This is a genomic window from Colwellia sp. MEBiC06753, assembly GCF_053470325.1.
On the sequence record NZ_JBQMTM010000024.1, the window covers coordinates 34,811 to 59,278 of the forward strand.

Consider the following 24,468-nt stretch of genomic DNA (forward strand, 5'->3'; position numbering starts at 1 on the left):
ATCATTACTCGTAATCTGAAAAATTGGTTTTATCTAATTTATCCCAAAGCGCGTCATCATCTTCCACTTCAGATATTTCAGTTTCGTCTTCAGGTGGTAATTGCTCAGAAAGGGTTTCATATTCGTCCATTAACTGGTTGTAATAGTCGATTTCTTCCGCCGTTAGTGCTTCGTCTTGCTCTTGTTTGGACAAGATAAGTTGCAGTCTTTCATCTGCTTCAATAGCTGCAAGTTGTTGAGCAATACTTGGCGCTTGTTCGATAACGCGGATTCCAGCAATACCCGATTGTTTGCGACCAGCACTCGCTTTTTTCTTCTCAGGAGCAGCGGACTCTTTCACTAAAACAATTGGTTTCTTACTGCCGATACGAGGATCTTTGTTAACATTACCAGTATTGGAGTTTGTCTTGTTAGCTTTTGCCTCTTGCTGGCGGTTACCCGCAGCGTTACCAGTTTTCTTCTTTGGCTTTTTATCTTTGCTACTAAAAAGTTGAGTTTTGTCGACTTTTAGTGCGCCACTAGATCCTACACCAGGTTTTCTCGATTTTTTCTTACGTGTCATGAGTTGAAGGGGTCACGATAAATATTGCAGCTATTTTACGCGAAAATAATGCGTAAGGGAAAACAAGAGTGTGTTGATTGTTGTAGTCAGGCTTTTGACAAGAAAAAAGCGACGCTATTGCGTCGCTTTAGGAGATATCGTTTTGACTCACGTCAGTAACTTTGCATTCCGAATCTAAGTAGGTTTCCTAACCAATTAGCACATTCCCTGTTAATTCTGACAAGTCCTGTTATTATTTTATGCTTCCGTACGAGCTTTTCTTTTTCTCGGTCTTCCTGACACTTTATTGGGCTATCCTTATCGAGCCCTCCTGGACGAGGTAATTTATCTTCCTGATAACAAGTAAACCATCCATATTTCAAAAATCAGGGTTCATTTATGAACAACGTTTATAAAAAAAATTTATAAATAAGTGTTTGTAAAATGAACAACTCGCTTTCCGTGCAATGCTAGCGTTAACTAGTGTCCTTTTTTTATGGGCTACCTCTGTAGCTGTCTATACTCTACCTTGCTGGGTTTAAGCGGCAAGTAGAATATGACATATTTTTTTACATCATGAACAAAAATTAAGCTAAGTTAATGTATTTTAAAAGCAATAAATTTTTAGTGTCAGAATATTTATCACATTAATAAATTATTTATGGCAAATGTCTTACAAATTAAAAGGCATATAAGCCACGTTAATTTGCAGTATTTTTATACGAAATACTTCGTTTTAAACTAGGGTCTGTTGACCTTTCAGTTTATAACTCTGTTGTTTTTGAAAAAGCGGTCAATCGCGGCGCTTAATATAAAGTTTAGTTGTTCTAAATGCATATTAAGCAACAAAGAGTGACACTTTTTCAGAATAACCCTTAGGGCTATGGCTAATTTTCAACATAACTGCGTTGAAAATCGTTAATGTAGAATAACTACATTACACTCTGTTCGCCTTGTCATCTTAAAAATTAGCCGATAGCAGAGACTAAAATGAAAGATCAACAGACCCTAATGTTCTTCAGCTTACTTTAAACTTATGACAAATTGATTAAGATAAAATCACTGTTTTATCACCATTTAAACAAATGCGCTGCTCAGCATGCATTTTTACCGCGTGAGATAAGGCTGTAGCCTCTAAATCATGCCCAGTGTGAACCATTTGCTCTATGGTATAAGTGTGATTAATCGGTTTGACTTCTTGCACTATTATCGGCCCTTCATCTAAATCAGGCGTTACATAATGTGCCGTTGCGCCAATGACTTTTACTCCACGTTTATGTGCTTGATGGTATGGTCGAGCGCCTTTAAAACTCGGTAAAAATGAATGGTGAATATTTATTGCTTTGCCTCGCAGTTGCTGACAAAAGTCGTCTGACAAAATTTGCATATAACGAGCAAGTACCAGTAGTTCAGCATGACAATTTTTAAAAATGTCCATTATTTGGGCTTCTTGCGCTGCTTTGCTGTCAGGGGTTACAGGTAAATAATGAAACGGAATATTATGCCATTCGGTTAATGCCCGGCAGTGTTCATGGTTAGATACTACCGCTGCAATTTCGATAGGTAAAACACCTGCTCGCTGTTTCGTCAATAATGAGACTAAACAGTGGTCGTCTTTTGATACTGCAATCACTACTTTTGGCAGCAGATCTGTGCTACGAAGTAAGTAGTCCATTTTCAGTGGTTTAGCGAGTTCTTCAATACCTTGTTTGAATTCTTTTATGGGCACTGTTAAGGCGCGATCATCAAAGGCAATACGCGAGAAAAAACGATCAGTATATGGATCGCTGTATTGTGCGGTTTCGGTAATAAATGCGCCATGCTCGTATAAGTTTTGCGCAATCTTAGCAAGAACTCCGGTGTTGTCTGGGCATTGCCAAGTTAAAACATAGTGGTTATGTGGCTGCATAAGAATTCCAAGATCTAAATATTCAATATAGTGACAGACATTCCCAAGAAAGCTAGCTTAAAAGGTTATATGGTAACGTTGTAACTTATAAGTGAAATTTTCTTGTTTGTGACAGCCGTGGTTCAGCTAAATAATGCTGCTTTGCCAATGGTGGTTTAACCATGATATAAACACTATGGCTATTTGTTCAACAAAGTTGGGAAGTATATGTTTTCAAAGCTAAAATTTGCACACAAGATTAGCCTTGTGTCTGCGGTATTATTGGTTTTGGCATTAACCGTGTTAACGGTGCGTAACTATAGTACTGTTAAGGCAGAAGTGCAGACTAATTTACAGCAAGGCATTAGCGAAATTGCCTCGTCAGTATCCGGTAATATTGCTAATTGGCTCAATGGTAAATTAATGATTGTCGAAGCGATTGCCTCGGCGATAGATGCTACGACTAGCTCAGAGCAGATTTCACACATTGTCAAACAAGCGGATGCTTCAGGTGACTTCAAAAATGCTTATGTTGGTGTTGAACGTACGGGGGAGTTTATTTTAGATGACCCAACAATTCAGCTACCACCAGATTTTGATGCTCGCCAACGACCTTGGTACACCCAAGTTAAGCAAGATCGTCAATCGTCTTTTACTGAACCTTATATAGATGTCACGATTAATCAATTATTAATTTCTGCGGTGGCGCCTATTGTTAAAGGTAATCAATTTATCGGCGTTGCTGGCGGTGATATTTTACTGGATGAAATTGCCAAAATTATTAATGACATCGAGTTTTTAGGCTTAGGTTATGCGTATTTGGTAACTGAAAGTGGCAAAATTTTAAGCCATCCGAACCCTAAGTTTATCGATAAAAATGTCAGTGATTTACTAGGTTTTACGCCGAAATTTACCACTGAATTACGCGATATAGAGGCTAATAATCAAATTGTCTCTTTTATTCCTGTTAAAGGAATTTCTTCCGTTAAATGGTATTTGGGCGTCGTGTTAGATCAGGATAAGGCATATGCCCCATTAGCAGAATCGAGAAATAGTGCGATTATTTTTGGTTTGCTCAGTGTAATAGTCACTATGTTGTTGTTGAACTTCTTATTGCAACATTTGCTTAAACCTATTAATCATTTAACTGATGCTATTAAAGATATTTCGCAAGGAGATGGTGATTTAACTAAGCGTTTATCGGTTAATAGCCAAGATGAAATTGGCCAATTATCGCAACACTTTAATGATTTTATAGAGACTATTCATCAGTCGATGACGCAAGTGTTATCGGTTTCTAAAAACTTAAGCCAACAAATTCATCAGGTTAGAGAAAGTGCATCTAACGGTATTGATATGGCTGAGCAACAGCTTACTCGTGGTAATAATGTTTCGGCAGCAGTGACTGAGCTTAACAGCTCTGCCCAAGAAATTTCACAAAATGCAACGACTGCTTCAGAGTTTACCAGCAATATGCAGCAGCAATCACAAGCTGGTGTAGACGCGTTATCAGATAATATTATCTCAATTCACAAGCTTACCGATATTATGAGTGGTTCAAGCACTGAAGTCAGTAAATTGAGCACCGAAACTGAGAATATTGGCAATATTCTTGATGTGATCAAAGGCGTGAGTTCTCAAACAAATCTATTAGCACTAAACGCCGCGATTGAAGCTGCTCGTGCTGGCGAAGCTGGACGAGGATTTGCTGTAGTGGCTGATGAAGTGAGACAACTTGCTCAGCGCACGCAAGATGCTACTCAAGAAATTGAAGTCATGATTGAAAACCTACAGCAAGGCTCAAATGCCGTTGTCATTGCTATGAATGAAAGCCAGCGCAATAGTGAATCAAGTGTCGAATTTGCTAGTGTTGCAGATAGTACGATGAAGCAAATAATCAATACGTTAAATGATGTCGATCGAGAAAATCACTCGGTTGCCGTAGCAACGCAACAACAGGTTAATGTTATTCAGTCAATTGATGAAGATATCTTGCAATTGATGGAGCTAAATCAGCATGGGGTGGTTAACCTTCAACAAACTCAAGCTGCCTGCGACGACTTACAACAAGCATATGATGGCTTAAATAACTTAGTAAGCAAGTTTAAAGTATAAAGCGTTTTGACATAAAAACTGATAAATCAGAAGCGGTGCTAGTATTGGGCTAGTGCCGCTTTTTTTATTGAACCCTTCCTAACTCTTTTAATGAGCGATAAGCCTGATAAAGTTTATCTGTGATTTCTTGCTGTGTGCTGGGCTTGGACATGTAATCATTAAAGCCCGCGGCGATACATTTTTCAGCACTGCCACTCAGGGCATCGGCGGTAACCGCAATTAACCACACGGCTTGTTGTTGCTGGCTGATATGTTGCGCCAGCTCAAAACCATCCATATTTGGCATATGGCAATCGGAAATGATTATGTCATAAGGAGACTCTTGGTGCATAGCGAGTGCTTGTTTACCGTCTTGTGCAATATCAGGAAAAATATTAAGCCTTGCTAACTGAGCGGTTAATACTTTGACATTAACAATATTATCTTCCGCTAACAGGATGCGCAGTTGTTTAAACCTGTCATCATGCGTTAATACTGTATTGCGGTCTGGGTGGCGGCGCTCAGGCACGTCTATTTCGCCAGCGGCCACTTTCAAACGCAATGAAAAATAAAAGGTACTGCCTTTGTCTTTCTCTGAGGCAATATAGATATTACCGCCCATCGCATTGATGATTTCCTGACTAATAGAAAGTCCTAGCCCAGTACCACCAAAACGTCGACTAACTTCGTGATCGGCTTGAACAAATGGCGTAAACAGCGCCGACTGTTGCTCTTTGGTAATGCCAATACCAGTGTCGGTTACTTCAATTTTTATTTGGTGGTAAATATCGTTATTGGTCTGTATGTGCGTTGCTAAGTGGTTGATTGATAATCTAACCTCGCCATTTGGAGTAAATTTTACCGCATTACTTAATAGGTTGTTTAAAACTTGGGTAAGCCGTATGGGGGCTGAGTAATAGCGCTTAGCTAAATTTTTATCGCCAAAGAATTCTAGCGTAATCGGTTTTTCATTTTCATGGTGTTTAAAGCTGGCGACCACTTTAGCGCATAGGCTTTCAATATCGACAGGTATATGTTCTAGCGTCAGCTTGCCGGCATCAATTTTGGAAAAATCTAGCACATCATTTAACAAGTCTAGTAAGTTACGCGCTGAGCTATTGAGTATATTTAGCAAGTCTTTTTGAGTGCTGTTTAATTCAGTAAATGAAAGTTCTTCCGCCATGCCTAACACGCCGTTCATTGGTGTGCGAATTTCATGACTCATGCGCGCTAGGAAAGTGATTTTTGCTTGTGCTGATTTTTCGGCATCTGCCCGCGCGGCTTCTGCAATGGTTAGCGCATCCTCAACCCGCTTTTGGGCAGATTTGATCAGGTTAAGTTGTCTGAAGTAAACAAAGGCAAGCAGAAAGCCCAATAAAACAATGGAAACCAGCACATAGCCGGCTTGACGGTAGGCGCCGGCAACATACTCGTCAATATCCTTTTCTTTAAATACCGACTGGCTCCATTTGTTATAAATAGCGTTTAACTCTTCGACACTCATACTATTAATGGTGCGATTTAATAGGGCAAGCAACGGTTCGTCAGCGCGTTTTACCGCAAAGCGATAATAACTATCATTACGATAATTAGCTAAAGGTTGGCTCGTTAAATTAGTGAGTAGCAATTTTTTAATGTAGTACGAGGAAATTAAGGTGCTACCGATAAAGGCATTGATCTCACCATGCGATAGGGCTTTAAGCAACTGCTGATGATTGTCATATTCAGTAAAAGAAGCATTAGGCAAGCGTTGCATTAAAATTTTGGTGTTGGCTGAATTGCCAATAACACCGATTGACTCATTGGCTAAGGCATTTAAATTGTGTGCTATGTTAGTGTCTGTTCTCGTGATTAGGCTAAAACGAGTTTTCAAATAGGGTACGCTAAAGGATAATCCTGTAACATCTTTCTCCACACCGGTGGCAATTGGTATTAAATCAACAGAGCCACGCTCGGCGACAGAAAAATATTGCTCATTACTGTCTACATAGTGCGGGGCAAATAATAAGCCGAATTTTTCAGTGGCTTTTTGCATGACATCGATAACAAAGCCGCTATCGTTGATATTTGAAAAGCTTTTAGCAATTAAAAACGGCGGTAAGCCGGCACTTGGCAGTACATAGCTAATGTAGTTGTGATCGATAAGATATTGCTTTTCAGTTTCTGGAATAATTTTTAAATAATTTCCCACCGCCAAGGTAATATTAGAGTTACCGTTAAAATCATATTTTTGAGCCCACAATTCTGCTTGTAGTTTACTGATATTTCTAAGCCCTTCGTTGATGTCGTACATTAATGATCGATCGCTTTCGCGTGTTGCCGAGTGCAAATAAATACTGGAAATATCAGTAGGGTTCGCATAAAACTGATCAAGTAAATCAGCGGCTGTTAGTTTGGCTGTTAATGCCCAAGGCGTAATCGAATACAATGCATCAAATTTACTTTGTTCAGCGACTAACTGATCAAGGGTAGCAAAAATTTCTTGTGTCACCTGGCCGTCATTGATGAATAAAGGCTTATTTAGTGGCGAATGTATACCAATTTGAATGCCTTCGATTTGATCACTATCGATACGCCTAAACAAGCGTTGACGCACTTTGGCAAAAGGTATGCTATACAGCACGTTAGGTACTTTTTGTAACAACATGCTAGTGGCATTAATATCAATTTGGCCTGAGAGTAATGCCGATGTTGCCTGTCTTGGGTCAATTGCTACAAACTGGATATTATAACTGTAATCAATTGCCCAAATTTGCCAAAATTCCTGCAAGAAACGGGTCAGTTCATTGAGCGTTTGATTGTTTTTGACGCCAATTTGAGGTTGTTCAGGTATGCCTATGCGTATCACTCTATCACTTGAAGTGACATTTTTTTGGGTAAGTTCACTACTTAGTGCTGTTGGCGAATATGACGATGCAAAACTGCAAAGTATTAGGCAAAAAATAGTAAAAAAACGCATTATTTTTAACTGAAAAAACTGAACAAGCATTTGGGGTAAATAATTTGCGTGTGTAATTGTATAGTGTCAGCAATCATAAGCGTGATGCAAGTGATTTGCTTGGCAATTGATTAAATTTATTGAAATTAATCATAAGCTACCAAGGTCAAATTGCTAAGTTTTTAAATATAAGAGAGTTCTTTTGTGATGAGTCTGATAATTAATCGCGCCATTTTTACATTATTCATAATGATTACGTTTATTTGTGGCTCAGCAAATGCTGCAAGCGACAATAAAAAAATTGCAGAGTCTGCTGACTTGGTGCGCCCTTTACTTAATGGTCAAAACGTACCCCAAGTAAACACCACGACTATTAATGGCGATAAGCAAGCGTTATCATCAATTCTTGCTGGTAAAAAATCGATTTTATTCTTTTACCGAGGCGGTTGGTGCCCGTTTTGTAATACGCAAATGGGGCAATTAAAAGCAATCGAGCCGCAATTAACTGAACTTGGATTTCAGTTAATTGGTATTTCAACCGATAAACCCGCAGATCTCAAAAAAAGCGTTGAAAAAATGTCGTTAAATTATCAGTTACTTTCTGATTATCACTCAACCGTCAGCCAAGCTTTTGGTTTGGCATTTTTTAGCTCACAACAAGTAACAGAGCGCTATGTTGCTAAGCTTCAACTTGAAAACCCCTTACAAAAAAATGCAGCAGGTGAAGCGCGGTTAGTATTACCTGTGCCAGCTATTTATGTGATAGATGATCAAGGCTTAGTGCAATTTAGTTATGTTAATCCAAACTATAAAGTACGGTTAGATCCTTCGCTATTACTGGTAGCTGCACAATTAGTAAAATAAATCATTAGGTTACTAGGGCAATTAAGCTCGTAAGAAGTTGAATCGCTAGCTACAATTACCCTAGCAACCAAGATAGGATAGTTTTATGAGAGCACTTTTAACATCGTTATTGCTAGTGACAGCCGTTGGCTGTAGTTACAATCAAGCGACTACCACGCCCCTAGAGCAACCACAAACGACATCAGATATGAGTAATTTGCTTGAAACGTCACAGTGGTTATTGACCACGTTAAATGGCAATGCTGTGAAAACCAGTAGTGGTAAGTCGTTGAGTTTAGCGTTTGATGGAGCGAGCAATCGCATAAGCGGTTTTGCGGGCTGCAATAATTACTTTGCAACTTATAGCACCGATAACAGCATGCTTAATTTTAGTCATTTGGGTATGACCCGAAAATTTTGTCAAGACGGTATGGAGCTGGAATCGCAATTTGCCAAAATGATGAGCCAAGTTAAAGCTTATACGCTAAATGAAAACACTTTGATGCTATTAGGTGAAAGCAAACAAGTATTAGCGAGTTTTGTTGAAGATAATTAGCGCAACAGGCAAAAAAGCAAAGAACAAAAATTTAGCTAGAGTCCTGACTGTACTCAAGATCTTTAATCGATGAAAAGCTGGCATTTTGCCAGCTTTTTTATTTGGAAAAACTCTTAATTTACGGTCATTGCCATATATAAGCTGCTCGTGGTAAATTAACATCTAACTTGTATATACAATTTGGTGCCTTATGTCTGAATCCGTAACTTTAATAAACGGTAATGTTCCTGTGTTGATTAGCATGCCTCATAATGGTGAAGCTATTCCTGAAGACATTGCCAAAGTCATGACCGATGAAGCGAAAGCAATTAAAGATACTGATTGGTATAAAGACCGACTATATGATTTTGCCAGTGAGTTAGGTACTTACATAATCCAGCCAACCTATAGCCGATATGTGATTGATTTAAATCGCGATAAAGCAGGCGGTAATTTATATCCAGGAGCGAACAGCACTGAGCTTTGTCCAACCTCGGCTTTTAATTTAGCGCCGCTGTATCTCGATGGCCAGCAGCCTAATGAGCAAGAAATTACTCGACGCATTGAACAATACTGGCAGCCTTACCATAGCACTTTGGCAAACACCCTAGCGAAATTGAAGGCGGAGTTTGGTTGTGCGGTTTTATTAGAAGCACATTCTATTTTATCGCACGTACCACGTTTTTTTGACGGCCGCTTACCTGATTTTAACTTTGGTACAGCCGACGGTAAAAGCTGTAGCAATGAGTTAACCCAACAGATTGAGGCGCTTAATTTTTCTCCATATAGCCAAGTAACTAATGGCCGTTTTAAAGGTGGCTACATTACCCGTGCTTATGGCGATCCAGCCAATAATATCCATGCGATTCAACTAGAATTATCTCAGATCACTTACATGGATGAACAAACGCTTTCCTACAATGAGGCGTTGGCCGCTGATGTAAAAATCAAGCTGAAAGCAATTGTTAAAACATTAATTGAATTTGCACAAAGTCAGAGCATTCGGAGCGCTCAATAACCATGACCACATTATTTATTCGCCATTTGTTGTTAGACTCAGGTTGGGCGAAAGATCAGCTAGTTACCATTGAAAATGGCATTATCACTGACATTGCTTCAGGTAAACCGGAACAAGCAGACACAGTCAAAGGTATTGTGATTCCGGGCATGGTTAACTGCCATTCGCATGCGTTTCAACGGGCATTTGCTGGCTTTAGCGAGCAAGGCAGCGAAGGTCAGGACAGCTTTTGGACCTGGCGTAAAATTATGTATCAGTTCTTGGCGCAACTAACGGTTGAAGATGCCGAAGTGATTGCGCAGCAACTGTATATTGAAATGCTTAAGCAAGGCTATACTCGTGTTGCAGAGTTTCATTATCTGCATCACGACATCAATGGCCAGCCTTATCCTGAATTAGCGGCGATGGCTAAAGCCATTTTTAACGCAGCAAATAGTTCTGGTATTGGCTTAACTTTGTTACCTGTATTTTATCGATTTAGCGGTTTTGGCGAATTGCCACCGAATGATGGTCAAAAGCGTTTTATCAATTCACCTTCGCAGTTTAATCAGCTGGTGGATGAATGTTTTGAACTGGCTAAGCAATTTGCCAATACTAATGTTGGTATTGCCCCGCATTCGTTAAGAGCCGTTGATAAGCAGGCGTTATTGCAGGCAGTTGAACATGTCCGTTCAAAGGCTGATGATGCACCTATTCATATTCATATTGCTGAGCAGCAAAAAGAAGTCAACGACTGCCTTGCGCATTATCAGCAGCGTCCGGTGCAGTGGTTGTTAGATAATGCGCCGCTGGACAAACATTGGTGCCTAATTCATGCGACCCATATTGATGAACATGAGCGTCAGGGTATGATCAAAAGCGGTGCTATTGCTGGTATTTGCCCTACAACTGAGGCGAACTTAGGTGACGGTATTTTCCCTACTACCGAGTTTTTAACTGAAAAAGGCACGCTAGCCATAGGCTCTGACAGCCATATTTCCGTTAATCCGGTGGAAGAGCTACGCTGGTTAGAATATGCCCAACGTTTAATTAAACAACAACGGGCATTATTGGCCACCAGTGACACGCCGTCGGTTGGTCAGTATTTATGGCAAGCAGCCGCTAAAGGTGGTGCCCAGAGTACTGCCAGTAATACCGGCGAAATTGCTGTAGGTAAGCAAGCTGATTTATTAGTGATTAACTCTGATAAATTATCAGTTTATGCGCAAGATGATCGTCATCGCTTAGATAGTTTAGTGTTCGCTAGCGGTGATAACTGTATTCAGGATGTTATGGTGAATGGTTGCTGGGTCGTGGAAAATGGTCAACATCCAAACCAAGTAGCAAGCCATAACAAGTTTAGTGCCTTGCTGGCTCGGTTATCTGCCTGAATACCGCAAAAATAGCGGAAATAAGAAATAAGTAAACCTATGAAATCAGTAGCACAGTCCTCCAGCCAGTTAGCTAAAAAAGTCATGAAGAAACATGTGACAGAAGCTAAACCAAACAGCAAGGAAGCTGCTGCTGACACTCAACTTTGGCAATTAACTAAGGCGTCACTCGATGACATTGCCAGTGAGCAGCCATTACAAATTTGGTTGCATTGGCTTGATAACGCTCAACAACAGAAGCAACAGCAAAATCAGCAAGGGTGGCAGCGTAAATCTTTGGCGGTAATCATGCGAACACCGGGGCAAGATCAAGCGTTAGTGTTAGGCTATTTGTTAACCCAAGGGGTAATAACGTCGATTGCTGATGTTGCAAAGCTGACCATGGATGAGGAAAACGTTGCTGAAGTTACTTTAGATGCCAGTATAACTCCAGACTGGTCGGCGCTATCGCGAGTTTTTGCGAGTCATTCAGGGTGTGGTGTTTGCGGACAAAGCCAGTTAAAGCTGTTGGCTAATCGCTATCAAGCATTTTCACCGGAACCTCCTTGGTTATCTTCGGGTCAAATTATTCAAATGCCAGCGTTATTAGCGAATGCCCAACCGCTTTTTCAACGAACGGGTGGCTCACATGGCGCAGCAATTTGGCAGGCAGGAAAGTTACGTTTTATCGCAGAGGATGTTGGCAGACACAATGCGGTAGATAAAGTGATTGGCCAGCAGTTGCAATCTCAGCAAGATCTTCAGCAATGTGTATTGGTGTTAAGTGGACGCATTAGCTTTGAATTAGTGCAAAAGGCAGTGGTTGCGGGTATTAATACGATTGTTGCGGTTGGCGCCCCGTCGGATTTAGCAATTAAAACTGCACAGCAGTTTAACCAAACGTTGATCGGTTTTGTTAAAACTAATCAGGCCAATATTTATTGCGGTGAATATCGAATTAAAGTGATGCAGGTGAACGATGAGTTATAAAAAATATCAAGGCTCAGCCGGTGGTTGGGGGGCGTTAGCCAGCACCGCCAAGCATTTGCTTAAAAGTGAAAATGTCGCGAAAAATATTAAAACCTTGCTAAAAACCAATCAAGATCACGGTTTTGACTGCCCTGGCTGCGCTTGGGGTGAAAAAGATGAACCTGGCCGTTTTCGTTTTTGTGAAAATGGTGCGAAGGCAGTGAATTGGGAAGCAACGGGCAAAAAATTATCGGCCAGTTTTTTTGCTGAGCACAGTGTTGCATGGCTCAGTAAGCAAAGCGATTATTTTTTAGAATATCAAGGACGTTTAGCGCAACCATTAGCTTATGATCAAACCAGTGATCGCTACCAGCCGATTTCTTGGCAACAAGCGTTTGATACAGTTGCAGCTGAATTAAATGCGCTGGAAAGCCCCAATCAAGCAGAATTTTATACCTCGGGTCGAGCGAGTAATGAAGCGGCATTTATTTATCAGCTTTTTGTTCGCGCCTTTGGAACTAATAACTTTCCTGATTGCTCGAATATGTGTCATGAAGCTAGTGGTGTTGCGCTTAAACAATCGATTGGGATTGGTAAAGGCACAGTGACCATTAAAGATTTTGAGCAAGCCGATGCTATCTTTATTTTTGGTCAAAACCCCGGCACAAACCACCCTCGTATGCTCGATACTTTAAGCCATGCTGCGCGGCGTGGCGCTTCAATTGTTACCTTCAATCCATTGAAAGAACGCGGCTTAGAGCGGTTTACCAATCCGCAATCGCCAGTGGAAATGCTTTCAGGACAAGGTACGCCCATTTCCTGTCAGTATTTCCAGCCAAACCTAGGCGGCGATATGGCGGTGGTCCGTGGCATGGTGAAAGTGTTAGATGCCAGACATCAAGCGGCAGCAGCGCATGGTAAAGCGTTATTTGACTTAGCTTTTATTGATGCTAATACCACTGGCCTAGAGGACTATTTAACCGAAGTAAGAGCGACTGATTGGCCACTAATAGAGCAGCAATCTGGCTTAACTCAAACACAAATAGAGCAAGCGGCAGATATTTATCAACAAGCCAATCGAGTGATTATCACTTGGGCGATGGGTATTACTCAGCACAAACACTCGGTGGCCACAATTCAGGAAATCACTAACCTACAATTGTTGTTTGGTCAGATAGGTAAACCTGGCGCAGGTCTATGTCCCGTTCGTGGTCATTCGAATGTGCAGGGCGACAGAACCATGGGCATTAATGAAAAGCCGGAATCGGGTTTTTTACAAGCCTTAGCAGAGGTTTTTGATTTTACGCCGCCGACAGAGCCTGGACACAACACTGTGCAAGCGATTGCCGCGATGCTTTCTGGCGACAGTAAAGTGTTTGTTGGCTTAGGGGGTAATTTTGTTGCCGCAACCCCAGATACTGTATTAAGCAAGCAGGCAATGCAGAATTGTCAGCTTACCGTGCATATTGCCACTAAACTTAATCGCACTCATGTGACTCCCGGTAAACAGTCGATTATTTTACCTTGCTTAGGTCGAACCGATGTTGACCTAACCGAATGTGGCCCGCAACGAGTTACTGTTGAAGACTCATTTTCTATGGTGCATGCCTCTGCTGGCGTCATTGACAATGATATTGCCGATATGCGCTCAGAGCCTGCTATTATCGCGGGCATAGCGCAAGCAACACTAGGTAAACACCCTATCGATTGGCTGAATGTCGTTAGAGATTATGATCAAATTCGTCACTATATTGCTCAGACGTTACCAGCGTTTCACGACATGAATAATCGTATTGATTCACCGGGCGGCTTTTATTTAGGTAACAGTGCTGCCGAGTGGTTGTGGCAAACGCCGAGTAAGCTGGCTGAGTTTAAAGCGAATGCTTTACCCGAAAGTGTAGTGCCTGCTTCTATTCGGGCATTAACGAAAAATCGAATATTTACTTTACAAACATTGCGTTCTCACGACCAATACAACACGACAATTTATGGTTTTGAAGATCGCTATCGCGGTATTAGCGGCGAGCGAGAAGTTTTGCTGATGAACCCGCAGGATATCGATGCGCTGGGCTTAACTGAAGGTGAGTTAGTGGATATTGAATCGCTGTGGCCTGATGAAGTTAACAGAAAAGTGACCGGCTTTAAATTAGTGCCTTACGATATACCTCAGGGCAATACGGCGGCGTATTTTCCTGAGGCTAATCCGCTTGTACCACTGGCGAGTGTTGGTGATGGTAGTTTTACCCCCACGTCAAAATCAATTGCAATTGTTGTGGAAAAGTCGTTACAGCAAGCCCGCATATTTTGATATGGTGCTGCAAACCAATTTTTGATTAGTTGGGTGAAAAATTGGTTCGCCAACGCTTTTATTACAATAATTGTCGTAAAATTCTTTTACCGTTTTTCGCGACTCAGTAATGGCTTTCAAGTGGTTGATTTCATCTTCACGAAAGGTGTTAAATTTAGGCTCTAAATCTTCATATATTTTGGCTGAGCGCAAACGAACACTGGTGTCAGTTGCATCTGAGAACATGGCTAAAAGATTGGCTTTTTGTTCTTCATAAAATTTTGTTACTTCCGGTTGCGGATAAAAATGAAGAAAAACAGCGGCAAAGACGATTAAGATCAATAAATTTTTCATGGCTTGTCATATAATGTTGAATTAGCGTTAGCATAATCAAATTTTCATCAAGAATAAAATAAAGACGGTGCCATTGCGTAAATCATTTAATAAAAGTTACGTATATATCCGCAGGGCAAAGGTTTAGTGTGAGTGAAGACAATAAAAAAATTGATAACCCTAAAGTTATTCCAGTTAAAAACGTTGAAATTCATCAGCCGAAATCGGGACGGCAGGAACAATACAATCCCCGTGATCAAATTTATGTGCGTAAAGTCACGGGTTTTTTCCAGCAATTAAGGCAAAAAATGAATTTTGTCTTTCTGATTTTATTCGCGGCGATCCCTTGGATTAGTTTCAATGGTCACCAAGCGGTATTGTTCGATATTACTGAACAGCGCTTTAATATTTGGGGCTTAACATTGTGGCCACAAGATTTAACGCTGCTGGCTTGGTTATTTATTCTTGGGGCGTTTTTACTGTTTTTTGTTACCACATTTTTGGGGCGGGTTTGGTGTGGCTATCTGTGCCCACAAACTGTGTGGACTTTCATTTTTATTTGGTTTGAAGAGAAAATAGAAGGTTCGGCTAATCAACGTAAAAAGCTTGATGCCCAACCGATGGATGCAGATAAGTTTAGAAAAAAAGCATTAAAACATTTCTGTTGGCTGTTTTTTGCGTTGCTAACTGCAATTACCTTCGTCGGTTACTTCACGCCGATTCGCACACTGTTTGTTGAATTCTTCACGTTTCAGGCAACTATCACGGCAACCATAGCGATTTGGTTCTTTGCCTTTTGTACCTATGGCAATGCTGGCTGGATGCGTGAAGTGATGTGCTTGCATATGTGTCCTTATGCGCGTTTTCAATCGGCAATGTTTGATAAAGATACGCTAACAGTCTCTTACGATTACAATCGCGGTGAAAGTCGTGGGGCGCGCGGTCGTAAACAAGATCCCAAAGCCTTAGGTTTAGGAGACTGTATTGACTGTAATTTATGTGTGCAGGTTTGCCCGACTGGCATTGATATTCGTAACGGTTTGCAATATGAGTGCATAAACTGCGGCGCTTGTGTTGATGCTTGTAATGGCGTGATGGAAAAAATGAATTACCCACAAGGACTAATTCGTTATACCACAGAGCACCAATTACAAGGTAAAGAAGTTCATATTGTCCGTGGTAAATTAATTGGCTATGCCTTGTTATTAGTCATTATGACCAGCTTGCTAGGGTATGAAATTATCAATCGCGTGCCGGTTTCATTAGATATTATTCGTGATCGTAATGAGCTGGCTCGAGAAAACTTTAATGGTGAAATTGAAAACGTTTATACGTTGAAAATTCTGAATAAATCGCAAACGGATAATACCTATCGCTTATCGGTGGAAGGTATTGAAAATGCCAAGTGGATTGGTGACAGCGAAGTGTTTGTTAAAGCAGCTTCTGTTTATACGTTGCCGATCAGTGTCGCCGTTGATCCGTATGAGTTAAAAAATTATATGACCGATATTACCTTTGTAGTGGAATTGGCAGAAGAAGGCAGTGATGTGCGATTAACCCATGACAGCCGATTCTTTAAGAAACGTTAATGGCGGTTTTTGACTTTTCATCACTGACCCCTGATTTAATCTTAGATGGCCTAGAAACCATAGGTTGTTATGCTGAATCAGGGTTGTTAGCACTAAATAGTTATGAAAACCGGGTTTACCAGTTTCAAGACGAGAATAAACAGCGCTTTGTCACCAAGTTTTATCGACCTCAGCGCTGGCAACTTGCTCAAATCCAAGAAGAGCACGATTTTGCGCTAGAGCTTGCTGAAAATGAACTACCCGTTGTTGCACCTTTGGTGATTGATGGTCAAAGTATTTTTGAGCACCAAGGCTATTATTTCGCGCTATATCCCTGTCGAGGAGGTCGTATCTTTGAAGTGGATAACCTTGACCAACTCGAATGGATGGGACGATTTGTTGGCCGAATACACGCCGTTGGTGCGCAAAAATCGTTTAGTCAACGCCCAAGTTTTAATACCCAAGAACTGTTAATTGATGCCCGTCAAACCATAGTTAATAGCCAGTTTGTTCCAGCAAGTTTAACTTCGGCATTTTTTACCGTACTTGATCAAGTGATTGAAATTGCTCAAGGCCAATATCAACCTACAACCCAAATACGGCTGCATGGCGATTGTCACGCTGGCAATATTTTATGGCGCGATGAACAGGGGCCACACTTTGTTGATTTAGACGATTGTCGACAAGGACCTGCAATTCAAGACTTATGGATGATGCTTTCCGGTGACCGCCAACAACAATTGTTACAATTAGATACCATGCTTTGCGGTTATGAAGAGTTCTTTTCATTTGATACTAGTGAACTTGCACTGATAGAATCTTTACGTACAATGCGTTTAGTGAATTATATCGCGTGGCTTAGTAAGCGTTGGAGTGATCCTGCGTTTCCTCGTAACTTCCCTTGGTTTAACACCGAAAAATATTGGGAACAGCAAGTGCTTACCTTAAAAGAGCAACATGCAGCGTTAACCCAGCCACCGCTCAGTTTGATACCGTAAAGGAATAATAATGAAGAAGTTTATTGTAAGTTTAATGATTGCTATGTTTATGCCGGTTGCGGCCATGGCTGCTAATTATGTTGAAGGTCAGCAATACACTAAAGTTGACGAGCAGCTATCAAAGAAGCCGGAAGTGCGTGAATATTTCTCGTTTTACTGCCCACATTGTTTACGCTTTGAGTCTTTCTTTGCCAATGTTAAAAAGAACTTACCAGAAGGGGTAAAGTTTGAGCGCAATCACGTTGATTTTCTACGTTTCGCTACGCCAGAAGTTCAATTTATGATCACTAAAGCGCTAGCAACAGCTCAGCAGTTAGATGTTGAAGAACCAATGGCTGCGGCAATATTTAACTACTTACAAGTACAACGTGGTGCGATCACTGAGCCAAAAGATTTACGTAATATCTTTGTGCTTAATGGCGTTGACGGAGAAGCATTTGATAAGGCGTTTAATAGCTTTAGCGTAAACAGCAAAGCAAAACTAATGCAAAAAATGCAAAACGATTTAGTGAAGAAGCGCGCGCTAACTGGCGTTCCAACTGTTGTGGTTAACGGTAAATACCGCATTAATGTTGATAAATTAGATCGCGACAACTTTGAGCAAGACTATATTAACTTAGTAAAGCATTTACTGACATTAGATAAAGCTAGCTAAGTACATAAGCACACAAGTAAGAATAAATTAATAAAGGCTTAGTTTTCATTTTATTGAGAACTAAGCCTTTTTTTTATCTTAGGTTTTAGCCACAGCATGGCAATTAGTATTAGCGCAATAATTAACAAGCTTAGCGTTAGCTCTTGCTGTTGTTCTTTGGCAATGGTGATACCGCTGCCGATTAAACTAAATATGACCATTTGTGGGATAAAGCCAATGGCTGACCCCAGTACATAAGGGCGAAGCTTAATGCGCGTTGCCCCTGCGATAATATTGGTTAAAAAATTACTGCCTAACGGTAATATGCGAATAACCAGCGCTTTAATAAAAGTATCGCTAGCTAAAAATTGATGAACTACTTGGGCTTTTTGTTGGAAGTTCCTTTTAAGCCAGTTAGCCAACAAGTAACGAGCGGTAATGGCTGTGAGGGTACAGCCAAATACGGTAGCAGTTAAAGCAATGAAAAACCCGTAAACAGCGCCACACAACATACCTGCACTAAATGCCGCTAATTGCCTTGGCAAGCCAATGCTTGTGGCGACACTTAACGTCATTAAAAGTAACAAGTAGCCTTGTGGTTTTTGACTAAACCAAGGGTTATTGATTAGCCAATTTAATATCGGATCTAAAATAAAGCACATCCTATCAGGCGATAATTAAAGCGCAGTTCGACATTATACCTATTTTAATTACCGTGCCACTAGCTTGAGTAATCGATGCCCTGATAGGTGCAGTGATAGCAGCGCTAATAGCAGTGCTCTTATTGATGCGCTTGGTAGCGATAGAGGTAAAGTTACTACAACTACTTTAACCCTTTAAGTAGTTTCGCTTTTGCTTGTTCAAACTCGATGTCGGTTAAAAAGTTTTGCTTTCGTAAATTAACTAATTTATCCAATGCTTCCACCAGCTGTGCATCAATCTGAGCGTTATTTACTGTGTTATTTATTGCATTTTCTACTGTGGCGTTAGGGATAACCGCTTCAGGCGTTGTCGCTTGGTTAGGTGCTTGAGTAGCCGCTTTGTTAGGTGCTTGACTGGTTGGTGTAAGCTTAGCTTTTACACTCTCATTTTGACTTGAATTTCCAGCGCTACTTTCGTCAAGTGGCGAACGCCTTACTTGATTCAGTCGTCTAATTTTAGCTTTGATAGGCCGAGATTTGTTGACTATGGTTGTATGCTGCGAGTGCTCTCGGGTTTGAGATGTATTGGGAAGTAGTTGCCAGAAGGTATCAATAATTTGCTCAATAACCATTTGATAGTTGGCTTTAGAAATGCGGTGATCGCCCTTTCTCAAATAAAGCGAAACGCTAGTTTCTTCGCTACCTTTTTGGGTAAATATCAGCTGAATATGCCGTAACTTATTTGGTACCATTTTTTCACGCTTTTCAGCATTAAATGCAGCACGTATCTTTTCTTCAATGGCATTATTCATAAGGCTTTCATTAGATATTTCAGCAATTGTTTGGTTAGTTAACTTGATTGTCATTGACTGAATATTGGCGGCATCTATTACTTTGCACGGTGTGGTTTGGTGATAATCAAAAATATGGATGATTTTGCCATTATCCACCACGTCAAAGTGCGTGTGTTGGCTGTGGTAGAAGCGGGATATCGACATCTTTTGTTTTAAGATAAATTTAAGCCCCTTTGATGCTGCCCAAAGCAGTGCGCCAAGTAAAATAGCGAGTACAATAATTTCTTCAGTTGCTCCTTCTTGCTGTTCATTAAATGATTCAGTTGTGTCTTGTCCTGGTATCGCTATGTTGACTAGCGTGGAAATGGCGCGATTGCTGCGATCAAAAATTAACGGGCTTTGAAAATGATCACTAAAAATTTGCGGTGCTTGATCACTATCTAAAGGCCAAAAGGTCGCAATCTGGCTATCTATATTGGGCTGCACCGTCATTACCTGCCATCGTTTATTGACTTGGCTGCTAACGAGCAATGCACCGCTTAACTGAGAGAACTGGGTGCCGCTAAACTTCAACATTTGATGTGGTATTGGTGTTACTTCACCTAAGGTGGCGATAACTTGAGGCTGATTTTGTTTGGCGTTTATTAGATTGAAACTAGCAATTTGTCGCTGGTTCTGCGGCTTGTGATCAATGATCAAGACATTAGGCTCTTTTCCTGACCAATCAAAACTCGCAATATCACCAAACTGAAAGCCTAGAATTTCATCGTTAATATCGCTGGCTTGCAGATGAGGGTTCTTGGCTGGCACAGTATAGTTTCTTAGACCGAATCGTTTCGGGTCAATACGCAAAATAGCGCCAGAGTATAGCGGTCGTTCGGTGTAGCTTAGGCTTTTATTTAGGCCAATATAAAGTTCACCAAAGTCCTCATGCCACATTTTAACGGCATGATTAAACGCTAGATGGTTAATGGTGGTTGATAGGTCAGGAATCCCAATTCGAATAATTTCCCGTTGACTGGCGACGTTTACATGCAATTCAGGCTCTAATTGCCATTCATTAATGACAATGTCGGCAATAATATCTTCAGTTGGTACTTGCTTATCTGCGACCCGTAAGCGTTTTCTGCTGGTATCTAGTTGTTCAATATGAGCAGTGTAAATGGTTAAATAACCGGTTTGATCGCGCAATGTGAAATTAGGGTGCGGTGTGACCGCAGTTAAACTTACAAAATGGGGAAATAAGGTGCTGGCATCAAATACTATATTACTGGCGTTATTTTCATTTTCCGTGGCGTGCTGGTTAGCAGCTTCTGAGGAGAAGTTATACAGATAAATACGGCCAGTATTTGCCGGAATTAAATAATGTTGGGCGCGCTTTTTAACCGGAATAATATTTACTAGGGAGTCGGCGACATTCGTAGGTAAGGAGCTCAGCTTTTCAATGGTTATTTGATAGGCCTGAGCGCTTAATGAACTAGCTAGCACCAGTATTAGCAATAGTAAATTACGCAGGTTAGTCATATTATTTGTAATGCGTTTTCGCGTCCTTTCTTTTAGTCTAATTGACGTGTTCCTAGCAAATAGCGCTAGCTATATATGCCAAACTTCATCATATCGTTTAGTTGTTAAATTACAATCATTGTCTTGAAGTTACTTCGCAAATAAATGGATGCTAGTTGCATCAATTTGTTGAGATTTCTGCTGGTTTTGACTATAGCTTAGTCGCCCTTCTATGATGATATTATCGTCTGGTTTTGCATGTTCAGCAATGTATTGTCCTTGTTTGCCCCAAAGTTGGACGGGTCTAGTAACTTTGTGCAACATCATAGTGCCTTTGTGTTCAGCGATTGCTTGATGGCTGATGGCAACGTTGAAGCTGGCTAACGTTTGGTTGTAGTCCGTTGTCACCAGCTTTACTTCAGAACAAATGGTCGCGCTGCAAGTAATTTGGTTAATATTTAATGTATAACCTTTAGCGAAATGTTCGATAGCAGTAGCGTGAATAATCTCAATGGGCTGTGTTTTATTATTGGCCAGATAACCATTGACTAAAACAATGTCACCTTTTTGTGCATGTAATAAATATTGCTCAACTAATTCGCCGACTACTTTGACATGATGATAGCTAGTCCACTCTTTTTGTTGTTGGTTTTTGTCTTTCCAACGATGTGTGGTGGCCACTAAGATATCTGTTACCGCAAGTAGAGGGTTGGCCAAATACCGAATTTCGGGCTTAGCTACTAAGTTGCCCAGCAAGGTGACATTACAAAGTTGGTGTTTTTGTTCAGCGGGAGTTGGTATCGGCATAATTTGATAATTAGGTTAATAAAAAAAGCTGCATAAGCAGCTTTTTATTAGAACATAGATAATACAATTGATTAATTGTTTTCTACTGTAGCAGTGCAATGTTTTATTGCAGTGGCTAATAATTCTTTGGCAGATTTATTGGTTGCTGGTAATTCATCTTTGCATTCGCTAATTGGTGTGACGCGATCACCCCATTTAATATAGCCAGCCCCCCAAGTTAAGCCAGCACCAAAGGCTGCAGTGATAATGTTATCACCTGGTTTAACGCGACCATCTTCTAGCGCCTCACAGATAGCAATTGGTACAGTTGCGGCAGACGTGTTGCCGTATTTCTGAATATTTACCATTACTTGATCATCTGATAGCTTAAATTGCTTTTGCAGTGCTGAAATAATTCGTAAGTTGGCTTGATGCGGAATAAGTAAGTCAATGTCATCAATGCTTAAATTAGCTTTGCTCACTACAGTTTCTGCGCCTTGACCCATAGCCCGCACAGCACGTTTGAAAATTTCAGGGCCTTCAAAAGCAATTTCTAATGCTTTAGGTGGGTTTTCGTAACGATCCATGTCTGTACCGAAACCACAAATTTCTAGAATATCACGCGCTTCTGAATCACAACCTAATTTAGCTTCAATCATGCCTGAAGGTGTATCGCTTGCTTCAATCACTACCGCGCCAGCACCATCACCAAATAATACACAAGTGTCACGCTTAGCCCAGTTAATAAACCAGCTCATGCGTTCAGCACCAATTACGATGGCTTTATTGATAGCACCAATGCGGATTTGTGCAGTTGCATTTTGTAATGCGTAAAGAAAACCTGTACATGCTGAGCTTAAATCAAAAGCAGCAGCATTTTTTGCGCCGATAATTTGTTGCACTTTTGATGCGGTATTTGGTACCAAAGTGTCAGGACAAGAAGTGGCAATAGCGATTAAATCAACTTCTTCCGCTGATATTCCAGCAGCTGCCATTGCGCGTTTTGCTGCCAAAGCAGCTAATTCCGCTGTGTTAACATGTGAAATGTGGCGTTCTTTGATACCTGTTCTGCTGGTGATCCATTCGTCGCTGGTATCAACAAAGGTGGCCAAATCATCGTTCGACAAGGTGGCTGGTGGAATACATTTACCCCAACCGGTAATTTCTGCATATTTCATGATTGCTACTTATAAACCGACAATATAAGCGGTGCATTTTACTTACCTGTTACGATCTTGGGAAGTTTTTGTACAAATTAATACGTTTGTCGCTGGTAATTAATAGTGACAGCTTTAGAAGCCGCTACCTTATAATACTATTTTCCTTAAATATGAAAGGAGTCGATTGCTTGCTAATTCAGAGTCAACATAACGAATAGTACACTAAACGTTAAGCAAGGTAGCGCTTACGCTTTTTGGCTTTAAGTAAATTGATATCCACTAACACTAAACCGTCGATACAGTCATTAAAGTCTTTATCGACACCAAAGTCGATAAAAGTCACGCCGCCGTCTTCGGTTAGCTCACTATATTGCTTGTACAAGGTCGGAATACTCGTGCCCATATTCGCTAACATATGTTTAAGCTTGGTGAAATCGCTGGCGTAATCATCACCGCTAAACTGTGCTTGCAATTGCTTAATCATAGGTTGATTGAAAATAAATGGTGAACGTGACGGTGCCATAGCGCGTTCACCGCCAAAATAGAGCTGGTAAAAATACACTAACAACTCTTTGGCTGAATGGGGTAATGCCGCACTTATTGACACTGGGCCAAAAAGATAACGATAGTGAGGGTATTTCTTCATAAATGCACCAATGCCGTACCACAAGTAATCTAAACTGCGTTTACCCCAGTATTTTGGTTGAACAAAACTGCGGCCAAGTTCTAAACCTTGTGCCAAGTATGGTGCCATGTTGTCAGAATAATCAAACAGCGTATGGCTATATAAGCCAGTAATGCCAGGGCTTTGCATGATTTTATTGGTATCTGCCAGACGATACGCGCCAACAATTTCTAATTCTTCGTTATCCCACAAAATCAGATGTAGATAATGTTGATCATATTTATCAATATCGTGGCGTAAATTACTACCTTCGCCAACCATGCGAAAGGCTATTTCTCTTAATACGCCAACTTCTCGCATAATGGCATCACTTTCAGTAGCGCGATGCAGGTAGATGACTTTACCGTCGGCAGTTTCACCCAAATATTCACATTGTTTTATCGCCGCTTTTAGCACTTTACGGTTTTCGGCAGGCGCGATTGGACTTTGGGTTTGAAAAATATCAGGCTTGTTTGACTTAATGCGGTACAAATGCTTTTTAAATAATTTAGTTTTAGTTTTTAAATCCAGCTGGTTACTACTGTAGCTGTCATAGGCAATTTGGCGTCCAATGCGCATTGGAATGTCTTTTTGCTGCTGTTTAAACATTTCATTAACCAGCAATAAGGTTGAGGCTGGCTTGTACATCATCGAAACGCCGTAAAACGTCGCAGAATTTTTTGCATGTATATACACCGGAATAATTGGCGCTTTAGTCGTTTGTGCAAAGCGTAAAAATCCGGAATGCCATTTGGGATCGCGTACACCATTTGGCCTTAACCTAGAAACTTCGCCCGCTGGAAATACTATGATGGCTTTATCTTCAAGCAAGTGTTGATGAATCGCTTGTAGGTTTTGTTTAGGAGTGTTACCCCCCATATTATCATGTTCACCGAGAATATAGTGCCCATGACTATTACTAATG

The 24,468-nt window shown here is 40.7% G+C and carries 18 protein-coding genes and 1 pseudogene; 10 read left to right on the forward strand and 9 right to left on the reverse strand.

The genetic code is table 11. The features are described 5' to 3' along the window. Positions 1-4: 4 nt before the first annotated feature. Both yihI and purU read right to left on the reverse strand, forming a co-directional pair. Positions 5-562, reverse strand: coding sequence for a Der GTPase-activating protein YihI (yihI, locus tag ACOB82_RS16035; protein WP_448213999.1), 558 nt, complete (start codon positions 560-562; stop codon positions 5-7). Between the two features lie 1,027 nt (positions 563-1,589). Beyond that, complete coding sequence (gene purU, locus ACOB82_RS16040) at positions 1,590-2,450, reverse strand: formyltetrahydrofolate deformylase (RefSeq protein ID WP_448214000.1); 861 nt, start codon at positions 2,448-2,450, stop codon at positions 1,590-1,592. 246 nt (positions 2,451-2,696) lie between these two features. Between purU and ACOB82_RS16045 the strand changes: the two genes are divergently transcribed. Further along, complete coding sequence (locus tag ACOB82_RS16045; protein ID WP_448214001.1) at positions 2,697-4,544, forward strand: methyl-accepting chemotaxis protein; 1,848 nt, start codon at positions 2,697-2,699, stop codon at positions 4,542-4,544. 64 nt (positions 4,545-4,608) lie between these two features. On the opposite strand, the gene ACOB82_RS16050 is transcribed toward ACOB82_RS16045, so the two are convergent. Beyond that, a complete protein-coding gene (locus ACOB82_RS16050; RefSeq protein ID WP_448214002.1) occupies positions 4,609-7,482 on the reverse strand; it encodes an ATP-binding protein in 2,874 nt (957 codons plus the stop codon). 228 nt (positions 7,483-7,710) lie between these two features. Here ACOB82_RS16050 and ACOB82_RS16055 point away from each other — a divergent pair, with 228 nt between their 5' ends. The 6 genes from ACOB82_RS16055 (at position 7,711) to ACOB82_RS16080 (ending at position 14,483) form a co-directional block, all read left to right on the forward strand. Then, a complete protein-coding gene (locus ACOB82_RS16055; protein WP_448214003.1) occupies positions 7,711-8,325 on the forward strand; it encodes a peroxiredoxin-like family protein in 615 nt (204 codons plus the stop codon). An 85-nt stretch (positions 8,326-8,410) separates the two neighbouring features. Next, positions 8,411-8,860 carry an META domain-containing protein gene (locus ACOB82_RS16060; RefSeq protein WP_448214004.1) on the forward strand — a complete coding sequence of 150 codons (450 nt, stop codon included), beginning with the start codon at positions 8,411-8,413 and terminating at the stop codon, positions 8,858-8,860. Between the two features lie 190 nt (positions 8,861-9,050). Continuing rightward, positions 9,051-9,857: an N-formylglutamate deformylase gene (gene hutG, locus ACOB82_RS16065; RefSeq protein ID WP_448214005.1), complete on the forward strand. Its 807-nt coding sequence runs from the start codon at positions 9,051-9,053 to the stop codon at positions 9,855-9,857. 2 nt (positions 9,858-9,859) lie between these two features. Continuing rightward, a complete protein-coding gene (locus ACOB82_RS16070) occupies positions 9,860-11,227 on the forward strand; it encodes a formimidoylglutamate deiminase (RefSeq protein ID WP_448214006.1) in 1,368 nt (455 codons plus the stop codon). Positions 11,228-11,266: 39 nt separating this feature from the next. Beyond that, positions 11,267-12,196 (forward strand): formate dehydrogenase accessory sulfurtransferase FdhD, encoded by a 930-nt coding sequence (gene fdhD, locus ACOB82_RS16075; RefSeq protein WP_448214007.1) that lies wholly within the window; start codon positions 11,267-11,269, stop codon positions 12,194-12,196. Continuing rightward, positions 12,186-14,483 (forward strand): FdhF/YdeP family oxidoreductase, encoded by a 2,298-nt coding sequence (locus ACOB82_RS16080; protein WP_448214008.1) that lies wholly within the window; start codon positions 12,186-12,188, stop codon positions 14,481-14,483. The genes fdhD and ACOB82_RS16080 overlap by 11 nt, the downstream gene beginning before the upstream one ends. Here ACOB82_RS16080 and ACOB82_RS16085 read toward each other — a convergent pair. Next, positions 14,460-14,816 carry a hypothetical protein gene (locus ACOB82_RS16085; protein ID WP_448214009.1) on the reverse strand — a complete coding sequence of 119 codons (357 nt, stop codon included), beginning with the start codon at positions 14,814-14,816 and terminating at the stop codon, positions 14,460-14,462. The genes ACOB82_RS16080 and ACOB82_RS16085 overlap by 24 nt on opposite strands. Before the next feature lie 128 nt (positions 14,817-14,944). On the opposite strand from ACOB82_RS16085, the gene ccoG reads away from it, so the two are divergent. From ccoG to ACOB82_RS16100, 3 genes are read left to right on the forward strand one after another with little or no spacing between them, the layout of a single operon-like run. After that, a complete protein-coding gene (ccoG, locus tag ACOB82_RS16090; RefSeq protein ID WP_448214010.1) occupies positions 14,945-16,384 on the forward strand; it encodes a cytochrome c oxidase accessory protein CcoG in 1,440 nt (479 codons plus the stop codon). Further along, positions 16,384-17,361: a serine/threonine protein kinase gene (locus ACOB82_RS16095; RefSeq protein WP_448214011.1), complete on the forward strand. Its 978-nt coding sequence runs from the start codon at positions 16,384-16,386 to the stop codon at positions 17,359-17,361. Before ccoG ends, ACOB82_RS16095 begins: the two co-directional genes overlap by 1 nt. A 10-nt stretch (positions 17,362-17,371) precedes the next feature. Continuing rightward, positions 17,372-18,016 (forward strand): DsbA family protein, encoded by a 645-nt coding sequence (locus tag ACOB82_RS16100; RefSeq protein WP_448214012.1) that lies wholly within the window; start codon positions 17,372-17,374, stop codon positions 18,014-18,016. A 50-nt stretch (positions 18,017-18,066) separates the two neighbouring features. Here the strand turns inward: ACOB82_RS16100 and ACOB82_RS16105 are convergent, their stop codons facing one another. The 5 genes and pseudogenes from ACOB82_RS16105 to ACOB82_RS16125 all read right to left on the reverse strand — a co-directional run. After that, positions 18,067-18,657, reverse strand: a complete 591-nt coding sequence (locus ACOB82_RS16105; protein WP_448214013.1) for a TVP38/TMEM64 family protein — start codon at positions 18,655-18,657, stop codon at positions 18,067-18,069. Between the two features lie 161 nt (positions 18,658-18,818). Continuing rightward, complete coding sequence (locus tag ACOB82_RS16110; protein WP_448214014.1) at positions 18,819-20,954, reverse strand: SHOCT domain-containing protein; 2,136 nt, start codon at positions 20,952-20,954, stop codon at positions 18,819-18,821. A 129-nt stretch (positions 20,955-21,083) separates the two neighbouring features. Then, the gene (locus tag ACOB82_RS16115) at positions 21,084-21,740 is read right to left on the reverse strand and encodes a single-stranded DNA-binding protein (RefSeq protein ID WP_448214015.1); all 657 of its coding nucleotides are present in this window, start codon (positions 21,738-21,740) and stop codon (positions 21,084-21,086) included. Positions 21,741-21,811: 71 nt separating this feature from the next. Further along, positions 21,812-22,897 carry a beta-ketoacyl-ACP synthase 3 gene (locus ACOB82_RS16120; RefSeq protein ID WP_448214016.1) on the reverse strand — a complete coding sequence of 362 codons (1,086 nt, stop codon included), beginning with the start codon at positions 22,895-22,897 and terminating at the stop codon, positions 21,812-21,814. A gap of 211 nt (positions 22,898-23,108) precedes the next feature. Continuing rightward, positions 23,109-24,449 (reverse strand): annotated as a pseudogene (locus ACOB82_RS16125) (lysophospholipid acyltransferase family protein); the annotation flags it as partial. Between the last annotated feature and the right edge of the window lie 19 nt (positions 24,450-24,468).